The organism is Paraburkholderia sp. DD10, from assembly GCF_049177125.1.
Lineage (GTDB): Bacteria > Pseudomonadota > Gammaproteobacteria > Burkholderiales > Burkholderiaceae > Paraburkholderia > Paraburkholderia terricola.
Genome location: NZ_CP185392.1, coordinates 273,076 through 288,044, shown reverse-complemented (window position 1 = coordinate 288,044; position 14,969 = coordinate 273,076). Strand labels below are relative to the sequence as shown.

General features: G+C 59.8%; 13 protein-coding genes. 7 read left to right on the top strand and 6 right to left on the bottom strand.

The window, feature by feature from the left end:
* Nucleotides 1–6: 6 nt before the first annotated feature.
* The gene (locus ACOCG7_RS01385; protein ID WP_083082019.1) at nucleotides 7–429 is read right to left on the bottom strand and encodes a DUF2844 domain-containing protein; all 423 of its coding nucleotides are present in this window, start codon (nucleotides 427–429) and stop codon (nucleotides 7–9) included.
* Between the two features lie 981 nt (nucleotides 430–1,410).
* On the opposite strand from ACOCG7_RS01385, the gene galU reads away from it, so the two are divergent.
* The 3 genes from galU to ACOCG7_RS01370 all read left to right on the top strand — a co-directional run bounded on the left by galU (nucleotide 1,411) and on the right by ACOCG7_RS01370 (nucleotide 3,473).
* Nucleotides 1,411–2,292, top strand: a complete 882-nt coding sequence (gene galU, locus ACOCG7_RS01380) for a UTP--glucose-1-phosphate uridylyltransferase GalU (RefSeq protein ID WP_114163997.1) — start codon at nucleotides 1,411–1,413, stop codon at nucleotides 2,290–2,292.
* Between the two features lie 302 nt (nucleotides 2,293–2,594).
* Complete coding sequence (locus ACOCG7_RS01375) at nucleotides 2,595–2,900, top strand: hypothetical protein (protein WP_421376557.1); 306 nt, start codon at nucleotides 2,595–2,597, stop codon at nucleotides 2,898–2,900.
* A 198-nt stretch (nucleotides 2,901–3,098) separates the two neighbouring features.
* Nucleotides 3,099–3,473, top strand: a complete 375-nt coding sequence (locus tag ACOCG7_RS01370; RefSeq protein WP_073428791.1) for a hypothetical protein — start codon at nucleotides 3,099–3,101, stop codon at nucleotides 3,471–3,473.
* 871 nt (nucleotides 3,474–4,344) lie between these two features.
* Here ACOCG7_RS01370 and ACOCG7_RS01365 read toward each other — a convergent pair.
* Nucleotides 4,345–5,271, bottom strand: a complete 927-nt coding sequence (locus tag ACOCG7_RS01365) for a GlxA family transcriptional regulator (RefSeq protein WP_073428827.1) — start codon at nucleotides 5,269–5,271, stop codon at nucleotides 4,345–4,347.
* Between the two features lie 512 nt (nucleotides 5,272–5,783).
* Between ACOCG7_RS01365 and ACOCG7_RS01360 the strand changes: the two genes are divergently transcribed.
* From ACOCG7_RS01360 to rfbC, 4 genes are all read left to right on the top strand, one after another.
* A complete protein-coding gene (locus ACOCG7_RS01360) occupies nucleotides 5,784–6,881 on the top strand; it encodes an IS5 family transposase (protein WP_073432981.1) in 1,098 nt (365 codons plus the stop codon).
* Between the two features lie 291 nt (nucleotides 6,882–7,172).
* Nucleotides 7,173–8,234, top strand: coding sequence for a dTDP-glucose 4,6-dehydratase (gene rfbB, locus ACOCG7_RS01355; RefSeq protein ID WP_421376554.1), 1,062 nt, complete (start codon nucleotides 7,173–7,175; stop codon nucleotides 8,232–8,234).
* 10 nt (nucleotides 8,235–8,244) lie between these two features.
* Nucleotides 8,245–9,138 (top strand): glucose-1-phosphate thymidylyltransferase RfbA, encoded by an 894-nt coding sequence (gene rfbA, locus ACOCG7_RS01350; protein WP_421376552.1) that lies wholly within the window; start codon nucleotides 8,245–8,247, stop codon nucleotides 9,136–9,138.
* Nucleotides 9,123–9,674: a dTDP-4-dehydrorhamnose 3,5-epimerase gene (rfbC, locus tag ACOCG7_RS01345; protein WP_073428795.1), complete on the top strand. Its 552-nt coding sequence runs from the start codon at nucleotides 9,123–9,125 to the stop codon at nucleotides 9,672–9,674. Before rfbA ends, rfbC begins: the two co-directional genes overlap by 16 nt.
* 76 nt (nucleotides 9,675–9,750) lie before the next feature.
* Here rfbC and ACOCG7_RS01340 read toward each other — a convergent pair whose 3' ends face one another.
* From ACOCG7_RS01340 to ACOCG7_RS01325, 4 genes are all read right to left on the bottom strand, one after another.
* Nucleotides 9,751–10,284 (bottom strand): hypothetical protein, encoded by a 534-nt coding sequence (locus tag ACOCG7_RS01340; RefSeq protein WP_421376550.1) that lies wholly within the window; start codon nucleotides 10,282–10,284, stop codon nucleotides 9,751–9,753.
* 46 nt (nucleotides 10,285–10,330) lie between these two features.
* Nucleotides 10,331–11,422, bottom strand: a complete 1,092-nt coding sequence (locus tag ACOCG7_RS01335; RefSeq protein WP_421376548.1) for an undecaprenyl-phosphate glucose phosphotransferase — start codon at nucleotides 11,420–11,422, stop codon at nucleotides 10,331–10,333.
* A gap of 24 nt (nucleotides 11,423–11,446) precedes the next feature.
* Entirely contained in the window at nucleotides 11,447–12,475 is a 1,029-nt protein-coding gene (locus ACOCG7_RS01330) for a GlxA family transcriptional regulator (protein ID WP_073428798.1), read from the bottom strand.
* Nucleotides 12,476–12,739: 264 nt separating this feature from the next.
* The gene (locus tag ACOCG7_RS01325; RefSeq protein ID WP_159442555.1) at nucleotides 12,740–14,959 is read right to left on the bottom strand and encodes a polysaccharide biosynthesis tyrosine autokinase; all 2,220 of its coding nucleotides are present in this window, start codon (nucleotides 14,957–14,959) and stop codon (nucleotides 12,740–12,742) included.
* Nucleotides 14,960–14,969 lie beyond the last annotated feature (10 nt).

The window sequence follows — 14,969 nt, the reverse complement described above, 5'->3', positions numbered from 1 at the left end:
GCCCCGCTATTGAATGACGCTGGCGTCGACGCCAGCCGGGACCGCTTGCGGCAAATACGCGTAGCCCGCGAATGCACGTAAATGGCCGGCCGAGAAGACCACCAGGGCATCGGTCGAGACGGCGAGCGGGGTTGTCCGGCGCATCGCGGTGGCGGCGACGTATCGATCGAAAGCTTCACCCAGCGTGGCCTTCAGATCAGGCAAGGTCGGTCCTTCCCATGCGACGCCGAATACGATTCCGTTCCCCGCGACATACTCGCGCACCACGGTGCCGGACGGCAGCGTAATCAAATGCACGGTGTAGGCGGCCTGCGAAGTGACGCTGTGTGCGGTGGCACGCATTCGAACCTGGTCGCTGCCTACGCTGCTGACCTTCTCGCCAAGCGTGGCGTGCGCGGATAAAGACAAGGCGCAAGTCGCCACAAGCATTGCGCAAGCAATGCCAGTCCGATATATCGTTTTCACGAGTCCCCCCTGAAAACAGCCTGATCGGCCGTTCTCACCCTCTTTAATTAATATCTAATGCAAACCACCTGTCGGTCTTTCATGGTTTGATCGTGAATCTCATACTGCAACGACTGTGCCATCAGGACGCAAACGCTTGCTACGCGACAAACAGCGTTGTTCCACTGCTGCCGGCGAATGCTGGAAAGGCTCCCGATGTTTCGCAACCGTTACACGCGCGGGGGACGATCTGGTTGGAAATGCGCGTCTTTCAAAGGGGGCATGGCGCTGCTGACAGTCGCACCTCCAGCGCGCACGAGCGCTGACGCGCGGGTCCGTCGAATGTTCAGGCGCGGCGAGGCGGAAACGAACAGGAAGTGATGTGCCGCAAAACCTGTTTCAACATTGAGACGCGATGGGGGCCGCTGACGTCGCCAACATGCGCGATCTGGTTGGAGATACCGCATGGACCCTTTACGCGGACGCAGGTCTTTTTGATTCGCGAGCTTCGTCGACGGGTCGCTTGCGCCAGCGAAACGCTTTCACCAACACATGTCGGGTCCAGTTCGGTCAACAGCTTGATCCAATCCGCCACCGCCATCCGCCGACCGCTTCCGTAGACTAAACTCCGCTTCGGTCTTCGAGGGCCGCCTCCTGGAGGCAACCCCACCCTCGATCTTTCTGGCCTGCCGCTCCCTCGGGTGGCAGGCTTTTTTTTCGCGCAACGGCGCAGCCCTTCTTGCGAAATAAAAAGCGGACATGTATTCGCTTTAGACAAAAACGGGGCTTCTTCCGCCACCTCGCGTCAGGCAGTGTCGTCCTCTCTTATGCTTGCTTTCGGGCATGCCAAAAGATGATCTCGTTGGCTCGCGCGAGCGCACCTGGATCGACTTCGAACTACCGCCCGCCTTCTCCACAGCTCAGGCTCCCTTTTTTGCGTCGCTATGACGAACACCGGAATCGCTCATGCTTAAAGTTACCAAGGCGGTATTCCCAGTCGCGGGTCTCGGCACCCGGTTCCTCCCTGCCACGAAGGCGAGCCCGAAAGAGATGCTGCCGATCGTCGACAAGCCGCTGATCCAATACGCGGTGGAAGAGGCGATGGCGGCCGGCATCACCGAAATGATCTTCGTGACGGGCCGCAGCAAGCGCGCGATCGAAGACCATTTCGACAAGTCGTATGAGATCGAGGCGGAACTCGAGGCGCGCGGCAAAGACAAGCTGCTCGAACTGGTGCGCAGCATCAAGCCGAGCCACGTCGACTGTTTCTACGTGCGCCAGGCGGAAGCGCTGGGTCTCGGCCACGCGGTGCTGTGCGCGGAAAAGCTGGTGGGCGACAACCCGTTCGCCGTGATTCTCGCGGACGATCTGCTATACGGCAAGCCGCCCGTGATGACGCAGATGATCGAGGTGTTCGACCACTATCACAGCTCGGTGATCGGGGTCGAAGAGATCCCGGCGCACGAAACCAGGTCGTACGGCATTGTCGACGGCAAGGAGTGGGAAAAGTCGATCATCAAGATGTCGGGCATCGTCGAAAAGCCGGAGCCGAGCGTGGCGCCGTCGAATCTCGGCGTGGTGGGACGCTACGTGCTCAAGCCACGTATCTTCAAACACCTTCGCTCGGTCAAGCCCGGCGCCGGCGGCGAATTGCAGCTGACGGACGCGATTCAGTCGTTGCTGGCCGATGAACAGGTGCTGGCGTACAAGTACCACGGCACGCGTTTCGACTGCGGCAGCAAGCTCGGCTACCTGAAGGCGACGGTGGAATTCGCGCTGCGTCATCCGGAAGTGTCGGCGGAGTTCGACGCGTATCTGCGCGCGCTTTCGGTTGAATTCGCTTGCTGACGCGCGTTCGCATCCACTCTCACCCGAGCGTCGGTCCGCTTCACGAATCCCCGGACGCGGCGATCTAACCAATACCCATCATGAGCCACGACAGCACGTTTAGACCCCTCACTCGCGCGGTCAGCACAAGCTCTCGCTCACACGGCGACGTGTTGCGTGCCACGCATTCTAAGCTTCGAGTCGGCTTGCGATTGTGGGGATTTGCCGAACATGAAGTGGAACGCTGGATCGGGAACCTTCCGACTTTGGGCGCACGCCTATCGTGGCAGATCGTGCACGATCGGGATGGCGAGGGCGCCGACATGATGATCCATCTCGTGAGATCGTCCGCCGACGCGCTCAGTCCGTTTTGTTGGAATTGTGTCGGCGCAAATCGAGCAATCCGCCGCGCGCAAGGCGGACCTGCGTTGCACGTCGCCCTCTTTTCCGGTGATGCCCGCCGCCTGCCCACGCCGCGCCACGGCCTATGGGCAATGGCCGGGCCGCTCTCGGAAGAAGACACGCTTCACGAGATCATCAGGACGCTGGTGTTTCCGCGTATGAGCAAACATGATGGCGTGAGCCGCATCGCGCTCGCGAGTGCTCGAAACCCCTCGGCTGGCGAGTAGCACTCAGCGGAATCCGCCACGGTTTTGACGGAACGGATAAATTGGAGCGAGGATCATATGCTTTGAGGATTATCCGATCTCATGATGATGTCCTCTGCGGCCGTCCTTCGAAAGGGGTGACCATTTTTGTGCGCTCTTCCAGCCTAAGCATGCTCGTCGTGCGCAACGCGCGGAACTTCGCCTCTCTCCACATTTCCGATGCCCTGGTCAAGTTATCCCGACATTAATGCGCGCGTCGATCTGCTGACCTATCTGGTCGTGTCTCAATTGCTGAGGCACCGTCTGATTGGAAAGTGGCTCACGACGCAGCACGTGGTCGAATCAACGCATCTATGGATGCATGTCAACGGCGAGTTGAATCTGCTGCAGCGCGTAGCGCTGGCCAGCAGGGCACAAGAACTGGCGGCGCATGTGATACGAGTGTCGAAGATACGATTTGACGTCAAAGCCTTGGCAGACGCGTTTGCCGATTATCCTCGCCTCGACTATAAATCGCCTGCCGTCGTCGAGGTCTACAGCGCCTGCATGGCCCATGTCACGCTCTCATTCCCAGGCAAATCGAGCGCAACCTGACAGCCGATACAGGGGATAAGGCGCCTCGGCAATTCACTTTGGCGGGGTGGTACAACAGGATGTCGGATTCACGTAGCGGTTATCGGCGAATATCTTCTTTGGCTTCCGGCAATGACCTCGGAAAAGCCGGAGGTTTTTCGGCCGACACTTTGTGTCGGCCTTTTTTTGCGCATGCCGGCATGTCATTTAATGCTGATACGCGGGTTGTGCGGAACAGGACTGTGGAAGAAACGACCGCCCGATGAGTCCCAACGCATGAATGTGCGCAAGCGACCGCGCGCCGCCGATCGGCTTTTCCAGGCAGACGTTCGCGCCACTCATTAGCCCGGCGTTAATCACGTGCTGCTGTGTATGAGGCATCGCGCACAGAATGACGGGTATCGCGGGTTCATGCCCGCACAGAACGCGCAAAGTATCGTATCGGAGCGCATCTGGATTCGCCCAATCGAGTATGACCAGATCGACAGACACTTCTGCGAGTAGTACCCGAAGCGTTTTGTCGCATAGCGCACCGAAAGGGAAATGCCCTGCGGATGACAGTACTTCGAGCGCATGATCTAGCGCCACAATATCGGGTTCGAGGACGGCGATTCTCATGTAAGCGAATGGGCAGGTAGGTTCGCCCAGCGTAGCGAAGACAGGTGTTAATGAGGGACCAGTCGGCTGATTGACGGGTAACGCCCATCAGGATGAATGCGCGTCGCGCGGGCAAGTCTACCCGAATGCGACTTTTGAAATTGTTAAGTAATTTCAAATCTCGACAAGAGGATGCGCTATGCAGTGCAGCGGCAATTAATCCGATGGAAGTCATTTAAGCGCCGCATGCCGGGCGGTTCACCATTAGCCGGCATACCCTGAACGGAAAGAGAGGTCATTTCGAATCAGTTGATTTGCGCCTGCTTGCGCGGTATTCAATGGGCGTTACGCCGAGATGTTTGCGCAGAACCTTGGAGAGACGGCCGCCGCTGCTGATTCCACAACGCCGCGCGACCTTGTCGACCGGTAGATCCGTTTCGGCGAGTAGATGGCAGCATCTGGATAAGCGCACCAACAGGAGATAGTCCGAAGGTGTCTTGCCCATTTCCAGTTTGAAGCGCCGCAAGAAGTTCCGTTCGCTCATCGAGGCTACCTGGGCGACCTCTTCCATTGCAATCGGACGGTAGGCGTTCATTTCCAACCAGCGCGCCGATGCCCGGATCTGGTCACTGACAATGATCGAGGTATCTTTGCGTACTATAGCGAGCGACTGGTCCTCGAGCCGCTGCTCGAGTCGCTGGGCGATTTGACGCGCGGCTTCAACGCCGAGATCATTCCCAATTAGTGAGAGCGCGGCTTGGAGTGGGTCGCTGTCGCCTGGGTGGAAACCTGCGGCTTGGAGTTGCAGTCCCCCAGAGATGGAGAATATTCGTTCGCTACGAGAATGGACTCTCTGCAACCAGGTGATCAGGCGGTCATCCTGTTGCGCATTTTGTACGCCCGCGCCATCAGCGACAAACAGTGCGTAAAAATCGCCTGCCTGAACATGCGAATCGACACTGTCGGTCCACACCGAGACCGCTGACGAACTGGCAATTTTGCCTCCCGCAACCGATAACAGATAGACATCGAAGCGCAACCCATCGATTCCATCAGCCTTGATGATCGCATTCGCACAATGGAAAGCTTCCAATACCAAGGCGGTTTCCGGTAACGAAAAGCCGTTAAATAGCGTAAGTCCGACACGCCTAACGGTGTGTTCGTCAGTCAAGCCGCGAGGCTGCGTCGCATAGCGACGATAGTCTCTCGAATAGTTTTTCATCAAACTGTCCATCGAAGACTAGTCTATTGTTCCAACTGTCTCTATTAGTTTTTTACGGTTGACCAATCCTACACACCTCATGCCGAACTCCGATTTTTGCGGCTTGATACGCCAACACTTTGGCGGAGATAGGAAAGCGTGATGATAAGAATGCCGAGCCGGCCGATATATGCCCAGTAGACGCCAGTTCAGACGGTGCATGCAACCTTCGTGATTCCATACCCTTGAGCGTTGACAGCTTTCCAAGAACCTGGGCAGTTCAATCCGGCGTTGTCGAAAAATGAAATTATCTGGTCGTTCTTCGCCACATCTCCCTACAGTGACTATCGATTGGTAATGATGCATGCTCAACGAGCAGCCACATAGGGATACGGCGGATTCCGCCCTGCATCACCGTGGGCAGCAACGAGCTACTTTTGTGCATTAGCAGGCTGCTGAAGTATCGGCGGTAATGTCATCGCTGAAGGCCCCTGAAGCGTTGATGGAAGACCCCCACTTGCCCCTTGGAGATCATGCGCGGCGCCGACACATTCACCGAGAGTTTGTTTTCCATGCGCAAGCTGGACGACTTCGTTCCGAAGTCGCATCCGTTGCGTTCGATCCGGGTGATGGCGAACGAAGCACTGGTGAAGATGGATCGGTTGTTTGCCGGGATGTACGAGGCCGACCTCAAGGGTGGGCGGCCGAGCATCGCGCCGGAGAAGTTGCTGCGAGCCATGCTGATCCAGGTGCTCTACAGCATCCGCTCGGAGCGCCAATTGATGGATCAGGTGCAATACAACCTGCTGTTTCGCTGGTTCATCGGCCTGGCGATGGATGACGAGGTTTGGGTACCGACGGTCTTCACGAAGAACCGCGAACGCCTGATCAAGCATGATGCGGTGATCGAATTCTTCAACGAAGTGGTGGCGATCGCTGAGAAGAAGTGCCTGCTCTCGGGAGAGCACTTCAGCGTGGACGGCACGCTGATCCAGGCGTGGGCGGGGCACAAGAGCTTCGTGCCCAAGGACAGTGACGATCAGGACAGCGACGGCGGCAACGCAGGCGACTTTAAAGGCGAGAAGCGCAGCAACGAGACGCATGAGTCCCGGACCGATCCCGATGCACGGCTCTATCGCAAAGGCAATACGGCCAGCGAATTGCGTTACATGGGCCACACGCTGACCGACAATCGACATGGTCTGGTGGTCAACGCGTGCGTGACGCGCGCTGACGGGCACGCCGAGCGCGAAGCGGCCAAGGTCATGATCAACGACGCGCGGCAAGCGGCAGAAGATGCGAGCGCAGAAATCACGCTGGGCGCAGACAAGGGTTACGACGCACAGGAATTCATCGAGGCGTGCCAGCAGATGAAGGTCACACCGCACGTTGCGCAAAACACCTCGGGGCGGCGTTCATCCGTGCCCGATACCATTGCCTCGAGCGTGGGCTACGCCATTTCGCAGCAAAAGCGCAAGTTGATCGAACAAGGCTTCGGGTGGGCCAAGACCGTGGGGCGCATGCGCCAGGTGGTGGTGCGCGGGTTGAAGAAAGTGGACCAGATGTTCGTGTTGAACATGGCTGCCTACAACCTCGTGCGCATGCGCTCACTGACACAAGTCCGTCTGTAGCAGCGAAAAACGCGGCAATGAAGCCAGAAATTGGCCTCAAACTGCCGAACAAGCGTGGAATTCACGTTGAAATTGCACAATGCGATAAACCTTGTGGCGAGAGCCGCGTAAGTGCAGAAAGGCTGCTTCTGTCGGACTGTATTTCAGCAGCCTGTTAGCGCTTCAGCTTGAATATCGAACTCCAAACGCAGAGTAGCTACCTCGAAGCGCTTTTTTAATCGGTGAACAAGTCATGCCAAGACGTTCCAGAGAAGCAAACGAATACGGACGTAAGCGTCCAAAGGAAGCCTCATGATCCTGGTAACGGGCGGTGCCGGCTTTATCGGCGCCAATTTCGTGCTCGACTGGCTCAACGCGTCGGACGAAGCGGTGCTGAATGTGGACAAACTGACCTACGCCGGCAATCTGGGTACGCTCAAGTCGCAACAGGGCAATCCCAAACATGTCTTCGTGCGCGCGGACATCTGCGATCGCGCCGCGCTCGACGCGCTCTTTGCCGAACACAAGCCGCGTGCCGTGCTGCACTTCGCCGCCGAAAGCCATGTGGACCGTTCGATTCACGGCCCCGCTGATTTCGTGCAGACCAACGTGGTCGGCACGTTCACGTTGCTCGAAGCCGCCCGCAGCTACTGGAACTCGCTGGCCGGCGATGAGAAGGCCGCCTTCCGTTTCCTGCACGTCTCGACCGACGAAGTGTTCGGCTCGCTCTCCGCCACCGATCCGCAATTCTCCGAAACCACGCCGTACGCGCCGAATAGCCCGTACTCGGCGACCAAGGCCGGTTCCGACCATCTGGTGCGCGCCTACCATCACACGTATGGTCTGCCGGTGCTCACCACGAACTGCTCGAACAATTACGGTCCGTACCAGTTCCCCGAGAAGCTGATCCCGCTGATGATCGCCAACGCGCTCGGCGGCAAGCCCCTGCCGGTGTACGGCGACGGCCAGAACGTGCGCGACTGGCTGTACGTCGGCGACCATTGCAGCGCGATCCGCGAAGTGCTCGCGCGCGGCACGCCGGGGGAGACGTACAACATCGGCGGCTGGAACGAGAAGAAGAATCTCGACGTGGTGCACACGTTGTGCGACCTGCTCGATCAACTGCGTCCGAAGGCGGGCGGCTCGTATCGCGACCAGATCACCTATGTGAAGGATCGTCCCGGCCACGACCGCCGTTATGCGATCGACGCCCGCAAGCTCGAGCGCGAACTCGGCTGGAAACCGGCGGAAACGTTCGAGACGGGTCTCGCCAAAACGGTTCAGTGGTATCTGGACAATCAGGAGTGGTCCGACGAAGTGGCGTCGGGTGAATACCGCAAGTGGGTTGAAACCAACTACGCGCAGCGCGCGTAAGGGCACGGCAATGGCGCGCAAAGGCATTATTCTCGCGGGCGGATCGGGCACACGCCTGTATCCGATCACGCACGTCGTTTCCAAGCAGCTGCTGCCGGTGTACGACAAGCCGATGATCTACTACCCGCTGTCCACGCTGATGGTGGCGGGCATCCGCGACGTGCTGATCATCTCCACGCCGCAGGACACGCCGCGCTTCGAAGCCATGCTCGGCGACGGCAGCCAGTGGGGCATGAACATCCAGTACGCGGTTCAGCCTTCGCCGGACGGCCTCGCGCAGGCGTTCATCATCGGCCGTGATTTCGTGGGCAACGATCCGTCGGCGCTCATTCTCGGCGACAACATTTTCTACGGCCACGATCTCGCGAAGCAGCTGGAGCGCGCCGATCAGCAGGATCATGGCGCGACCGTGTTCGCCTATCACGTGCACGATCCCGAGCGATACGGCGTGGTCGAATTCGACCGGCAATTCCGCGCGCTGTCGATCGAGGAGAAGCCGCTCAAGCCGCGCTCGAACTACGCGGTCACGGGTCTCTACTTCTACGACAGGCGGGTGTGCGATATCGCCGCGGATATCAAGCCGTCGCCGCGCGGCGAGCTTGAAATCACCGACGTCAACTCGCGTTATCTGGCGGACGCCGCGCTCAATGTCGAAATCATGGGGCGCGGCTATGCGTGGCTCGACACCGGCACGCACGATTCGCTGATCGAGGCGGCGACCTTCATCGCGACGCTGCAGAAGCGCCAGGGCCTCGTGGTCGCCTGTCCGGAGGAGATTGCCTACCGCCAGCAGTGGATCGACGGCGAGCAGTTGCTGACGCTCGCCAGGCCGCTCGCGAAGAACGCCTACGGGCAATATCTGCAAAACATTCTTACGGATCAAGTCGCATGGCCATCCAAGTAACCGCTACGGCGCTGCCTGAAGTGAAGATCATCGAGCCGAAGGTGTTCGGTGATGCGCGCGGCTATTTCTACGAGAGCTTTAATGCGCTGGAGTTTGCCGAACACGTGGAAGCCGGCGTGACGTTCGTGCAGGACAACCATTCGCGCTCGGCGAAGGGTGTGTTGCGCGGGCTGCACTACCAGATCCAGCATGCGCAGGGCAAGCTCGTGCGCGTGGTGGAAGGCGAGGTGTTCGACGTGGCCGTCGACATCCGCAGGAGCTCGCCGAATTTCGGCAAGTGGGTGGGGGTGACGCTCTCGGTGGACAACCACCGGCAACTGTGGGTGCCGCCGGGTTTCGCGCATGGTTTCGTGGTGTTGTCGGAGTCCGCGCAGTTTCTCTACAAGACCACCGACTACTGGTTCCCCGAGCACGAGCGCAGCATCGTCTGGAACGATCCGGCGATCGGCATCGAGTGGCCGATCGACGCCGAGCCGTTGCTGGCCGCGAAGGATGCGGCGGGCAAGCGGTTGGCCGATGCCGAGCATTTCGCGTGAGGACGGTTGAATGACTACACGGAAACCCGCGACTATCCTGCTGACTGGCGTGAATGGCCAGGTCGGCGAGTGCGGATCAGCGACACGAACCCGAGCCTGGCAGCGTCATCGCCATACTCGGCACGGACACTGAGCAACCGGCGCTCAATGCTCCCGCCATGGCTGCGGGCGAAAGCGACGCGGCGCCCACGCCGAACGACGGCGCGGCACCCGGCATGGGCATCATGCCGCTCAACGCGCCAGCGCCGCTCCCACGAACCATCCGATTTGAAAGCGCGCCCGCGGCGCCGAGGCTCAACCCGGCGCTGCCCGCCAATGCGATTTGTGATGGTGTGATCCGCATTGTTTGCGACAGCGGGTCCGAGTTCTGGGTGATCACCCGCAACCGCCGCGTCGGATCGCTCTGCTCGATGAGCGCCATGTACGGATCGGACGACGTGTGTCGGCGATGCTTCTGTTGTGTCGTTTGCAAAAGCGATGACCTAAACGCCGAGCGCAGCCCCTCAGAGTCGCTCATTAGCTGCGCATGAAGTACGCCGGGAGCGCTAAGCATCGCAAGCCACGCCGAAACGAACACGCAGTGCCGAAGGTACTTTGCAGAAGTTGTCATGTGCGGTCTCAATTAAAAACGGTAGACGCCGTCGTCATACGCGGACTCAATAAGCGGTCTTGCCGAAAAAGCCTTTGAGCATCGTAATGCCGATGATCTTGAGGTCCAGCCAGAAGCTCCAGTTCTGGATGTAGTAGAGGTCGAACATCACGCGCGCTGCCATCTTCTCCACGCGATCGGTTTCGCCACGCAAGCCGTTGATTTGCGCCCATCCGGTGATCCCCGGTTTGATGCGATACCGGTACATATAGTCGTCGACGAGATCCTTGTACAACTCGTCGTGCTCGACTGCATGCGGCCGCGGTCCCACTACCGACATCTGTCCTTTGAGCACGTTGACGAACTGCGGCAGCTCGTCGAGACTCGTCTTGCGCAGGAATGCACCAACCCGGGTGATGCGCGAGTCGCCGCGGCGCGCCTGCGTCAAGCGGCCGGTTTCCTCGACGTGCTGGCGCATCGTGCGGAACTTGTAGATCGCAAATTCGCGGCCACCCACGCCTTTGCGCATCTGACGGAACAGGATCGGGCCAGGTGAAGAAAAACGTACGGCAATCGCGATCACCGCCAGCAAGGGCGAGATCGACAGCAGTACGAGTGCGGCGAACAGGCAATCAAATAGACGCTTGGGCCACTCGGCGCCCGGCGTCAAGGGCGAGGCCACCAGATTGATCGCCGGCAAGCCGTGCACGTCGACGAAAGCCGGCTTCGCGAGCGCAAACTCGCGCAGGTCCGGTATCAGACGAATGTTGACGAAATCATGCCGGAACTCGCGAACATAGCATTCGATTGACGGCTGGCGCATGGGATAGCCGAGCAGCCACAGTTCACCGATGCCACGCCGCCGCATCTGGGCACCCAGCGTTTCAAGCGAGCAGACGAGTGGCAAACCGGCGATGATGCCCGCTTCCGGCGCGTGCTCGTCGTACACGATCGCGGGCGAGTAGGGTCCCGCCGAGGACGCGAGCACATGCTCAAACAGCGTGGCCGAAGCGGGACCGAGAGCGATCGCGACCGGCGAACGATCGCGCGGCGCGCCGCCGCCCAGCTTCGCCAATTTGACGAATGCAGCCTTTGCCACCAGCGACGCGCCGATGGCGGCGAACGCGAGATAGGTCAGGTTCAGGATAACGGAGAACATGATGAACCCCCGAGGAACATTGGCTTAATTGGGTCGAAATGCCGGTCGATGGTTGGCGCGATAGTCGGTTGGTGTCTTGCCCAGGTGTTTACGAAACAGCTTCGCGAGTCGCCCACCGCTGCCGATGCCACAACGCCGCGCAATCTTGTCGACTGGCAACGTCGTTTCCGCCAGCAGCCGGCATGACATGTCGAGCCGAACGTAGAGCAGATAATCGGAAGGCGTCACGCCAAACTCAGCCTTGAAGCGCCGCAAAAAATGCCGCTCGCTCATTGCGGCGATCCGCGCCGCTTCGTCGATGCTTACCTGCCGGTGCCCGTTCTCTTCGAGCCAACGGGCCGAGGCCTGAATGTTTTCGCTGACCTTGCGCGTCGCATTGCGGTGGACGATGTCGGCGAACTGATTTGGCGCGGCCGGCGACACGAGGTCCGTGATCTGACGGGTCGCATGCGCCCCCAACTCTTCCTGGATCATCGCCAGTGCGGCGCGCAGCGAATTCGGCATGACACCGTGCGGCGGCGCCAGCGTGATCCTGCCTTCCGATCCACGATAAGACGCTTTGTCGCCAGCCGATTCACTCGCGGCATAACGCCCGCATCCCGCCGCCTTCAGCAGCAAACCCCCTTCGCCGACCGGAAACACGTGTTCCGTGATCGGACATATACGGCGCAGCCATGCGAGCAGTTCCGCGTCGTGCAACGCCTGATTCAAATCCGCACCGCCCGCGACGAAGAGCGCATGGAAGCCGTCCGGGTACTGTCGCGCTTCGAGGCTCCTCGTCCAGACGAAGACAGAGGACGAGCTCGCGATGCGCCCGCCGATGGTAGAAAGCAGGCAAACGTCGAAGTGCGCCGAGTTACGTTGATCGGATCTGGCGATTTCGTTCGCGCGCTGGAACACCTCCATGATGCAAGCGATCTCTGGGAGCGCAAAGCCATCAAATAGTGCGATGCCTATTGTTTTCACTGTGTCAGTGTTGGGTAGACTGCGTCCGATATCTGCTGCGGCGGTCTCGTGCGAACGAACGCCACGACAGCGGAACACCGACGCCATCGTTCAAGTAGTTCATGTTACGAAAGGAGAACCACCGAAGTACCATGGTGGCCGAATGAAGCCACATCTTGACCGTTCAAGGAAATCTGGTTTTTATGCGTTTCCCATCAACATCCGGAACGCTAACCACATCATTCGAGCGGCGAGATTTTTTCGAACTTGCAGCGTCTGCTCGACCTTGTGCCGCAGGCGCGTGTTTCCCGCTCAAGCGAAGCCGGACGCAGCACACGCGTGACACTGTCGCAGTCGTTTCTTTACCGGGCCTCAGTTACTGTATCGATAGCGGTAACCGTAGCCGTAGCCGTAGCGTGTCGCGTGAAAGCCGTTGAACACCTGCCCCGTAACCTTGGTGCCCGATTGGTTCAAACGGTTCATCGTTTCGACCAGTTGATGCCGGCTCGTCAAGTTGGCGCGCGACACCACGAACACCGCGCCGCAGACCTGTGAGAGTGTCACCGCGTCGCTAACCGGCAGAACCGGCGGCGAATCGATGATCACGTAGTCATAGCGCGCTTCGGCGTCTTTCAGGAGGGTTGCGAATGCGGGCCGCTCGAGCAACTCACCAGGATTGGGCGGTAGCACGCCACCTGCAGGCAAAAGATCGAATCCGTCGTGGCCGGTCTTGACAATCGCGCCATCGAGCGTCACGTCGCCCGCCAAAACATTCGCCAGTCCGGCGTGCGAAGGCGCCAGCGAGAAATACCGCTTGAGTCCCGAGCGCCGCATGTCGGCATCCACGATCAGCACACGCAGCCCCTTCATTGCCAACAGATAGGCGAAGTTCGCCGCGACGAACGTCTTGCCGACACCTTGCGTCGGCCCTGTGAACAGAATCGAGCCGCCCTCCTTGCCAAGCAGCGCGAACTTGAGCGTGGTTCTCAGGGAACGCAGGGCTTCCACGCTCGGATCGGACGTGTCCTTACCCGCAAGCAGCGCCATCACCCCCTTGCCGCCTTTGTGATTTTCCTTGGCGGTCTCCAACTCGGCGGAGCTGGACGGAACCACCGCGAAGATCGGCACTTGTCCCACGCGCTCCGCCTCGAGCGGATCATGCAGCGCGTCCTTGATCGCAGCCAGCGCCTGCACCAGGACGAACGCGATCAGCAATCCGCCGAATACGCCGCCACCGATCACAACCGGAACCTTCGGCCAGTCCATTGACTCGGGCGGAACCGCCAGATCGATAATGGACACGTTACCCGTGGTGCCAGCCTCGGCGACCTCGAGCTGCTGTCCGTTCGCTACCAGCGCCGTGTAAAGCTGCGTATTCACCGCCACGTCACGCGCAAGACGCAGATAGTCCTGTTGCGTCGAAGGCAACGCCTGCACCTGCTTTTCGATCTCATGCAGCCCTTGATCGAGCGCCGCGGACTGAGCCTGCAGCGTCTGGACAGCCGGATGGCCCGCACGGAACTGCTCGCGTGTCGCCTGCAGGTTAAGATCGACCAGCGTCTTCTGTTTCGTCAGATCCACGGCGCGCGTGAGCAGCGCCTCCGTCTGCTGCTCGACGTCGATCGTTTTCGTGCGGATGCGATAGGCGTTCAAGCGGTCCTCGGACTGCTCCAGTTCCTCGCGAAACGCAGGCAGCTTGCGGTTGAGGAATTGCAGGCTCAAGCGCGACTGTTCCGCACGATGGCGGATGTTCAGCGCCACGTAAGCGCGTGCAACCTCATTGGCAAAGCGCGCGGCCCGTTCCGGGTCGCTGTTCTTGACGGAGAGCGCGATCATCGACGATTCCTTTGTCGTTTCCTCCACCTTCATGCGCTTGGATATTGACTCGATCGTGTCCTGGAGCGACGCTTCAATCAGCTTGAACGACGTGCCGGGACGACCGCGCAAGGAACGCACCTCGATAACGCCTTTGCCGGGGCCATAGTCGCTTTGCACTGTGAATTCCACGCGTTGACCGACGCGCCCCGACGCCACGTTCACGCCATCGCGATCTTCGAGGGTCCAGCGATCGCCAGCCTGAACCTGCAAACGGAACTTCTCGCCGTAGAGCGTATTCGGCACCTCGAAGACGGTCAGTTCCATGCGCTCACCGCCCCACGCAAACTGCGTGAGCCCCAGCGGCGCATCGGCCACGCCATCTGGCGGCGTGGCGAAGCGTCCATAGAGACGCCCCAGCAGCGGTACGCGGTTGGCCACGGCTATGGTGGTCCGCGCCTGCGTGGCATCGATGGCGGGTCCCAACACGGCGCGCGAAGAGAGAATGTCGAGTTCGCCGTCGATCGGCTTGTTCAGGCTGAGCGCACTGGCAACATCCGACAGCGCGCCGAGCGCGGAGCCCTGTTGTTCATCGACCTGAATGAGTGCGTTTGCTTTGTACACCGGTGCCGCGACCAGTATGTAGAGCACCGCCAGAGCGGCGATCCCCGCAGCCACGCCCGCGAACAGCCGCGCATGGCTCCGGACGTTATGCCAGAGCATCAGAAGGCTTACGTCCTCATCCACCTGATTGGGCGCCATGTTAGGGACCGGCATGTTATGCAAA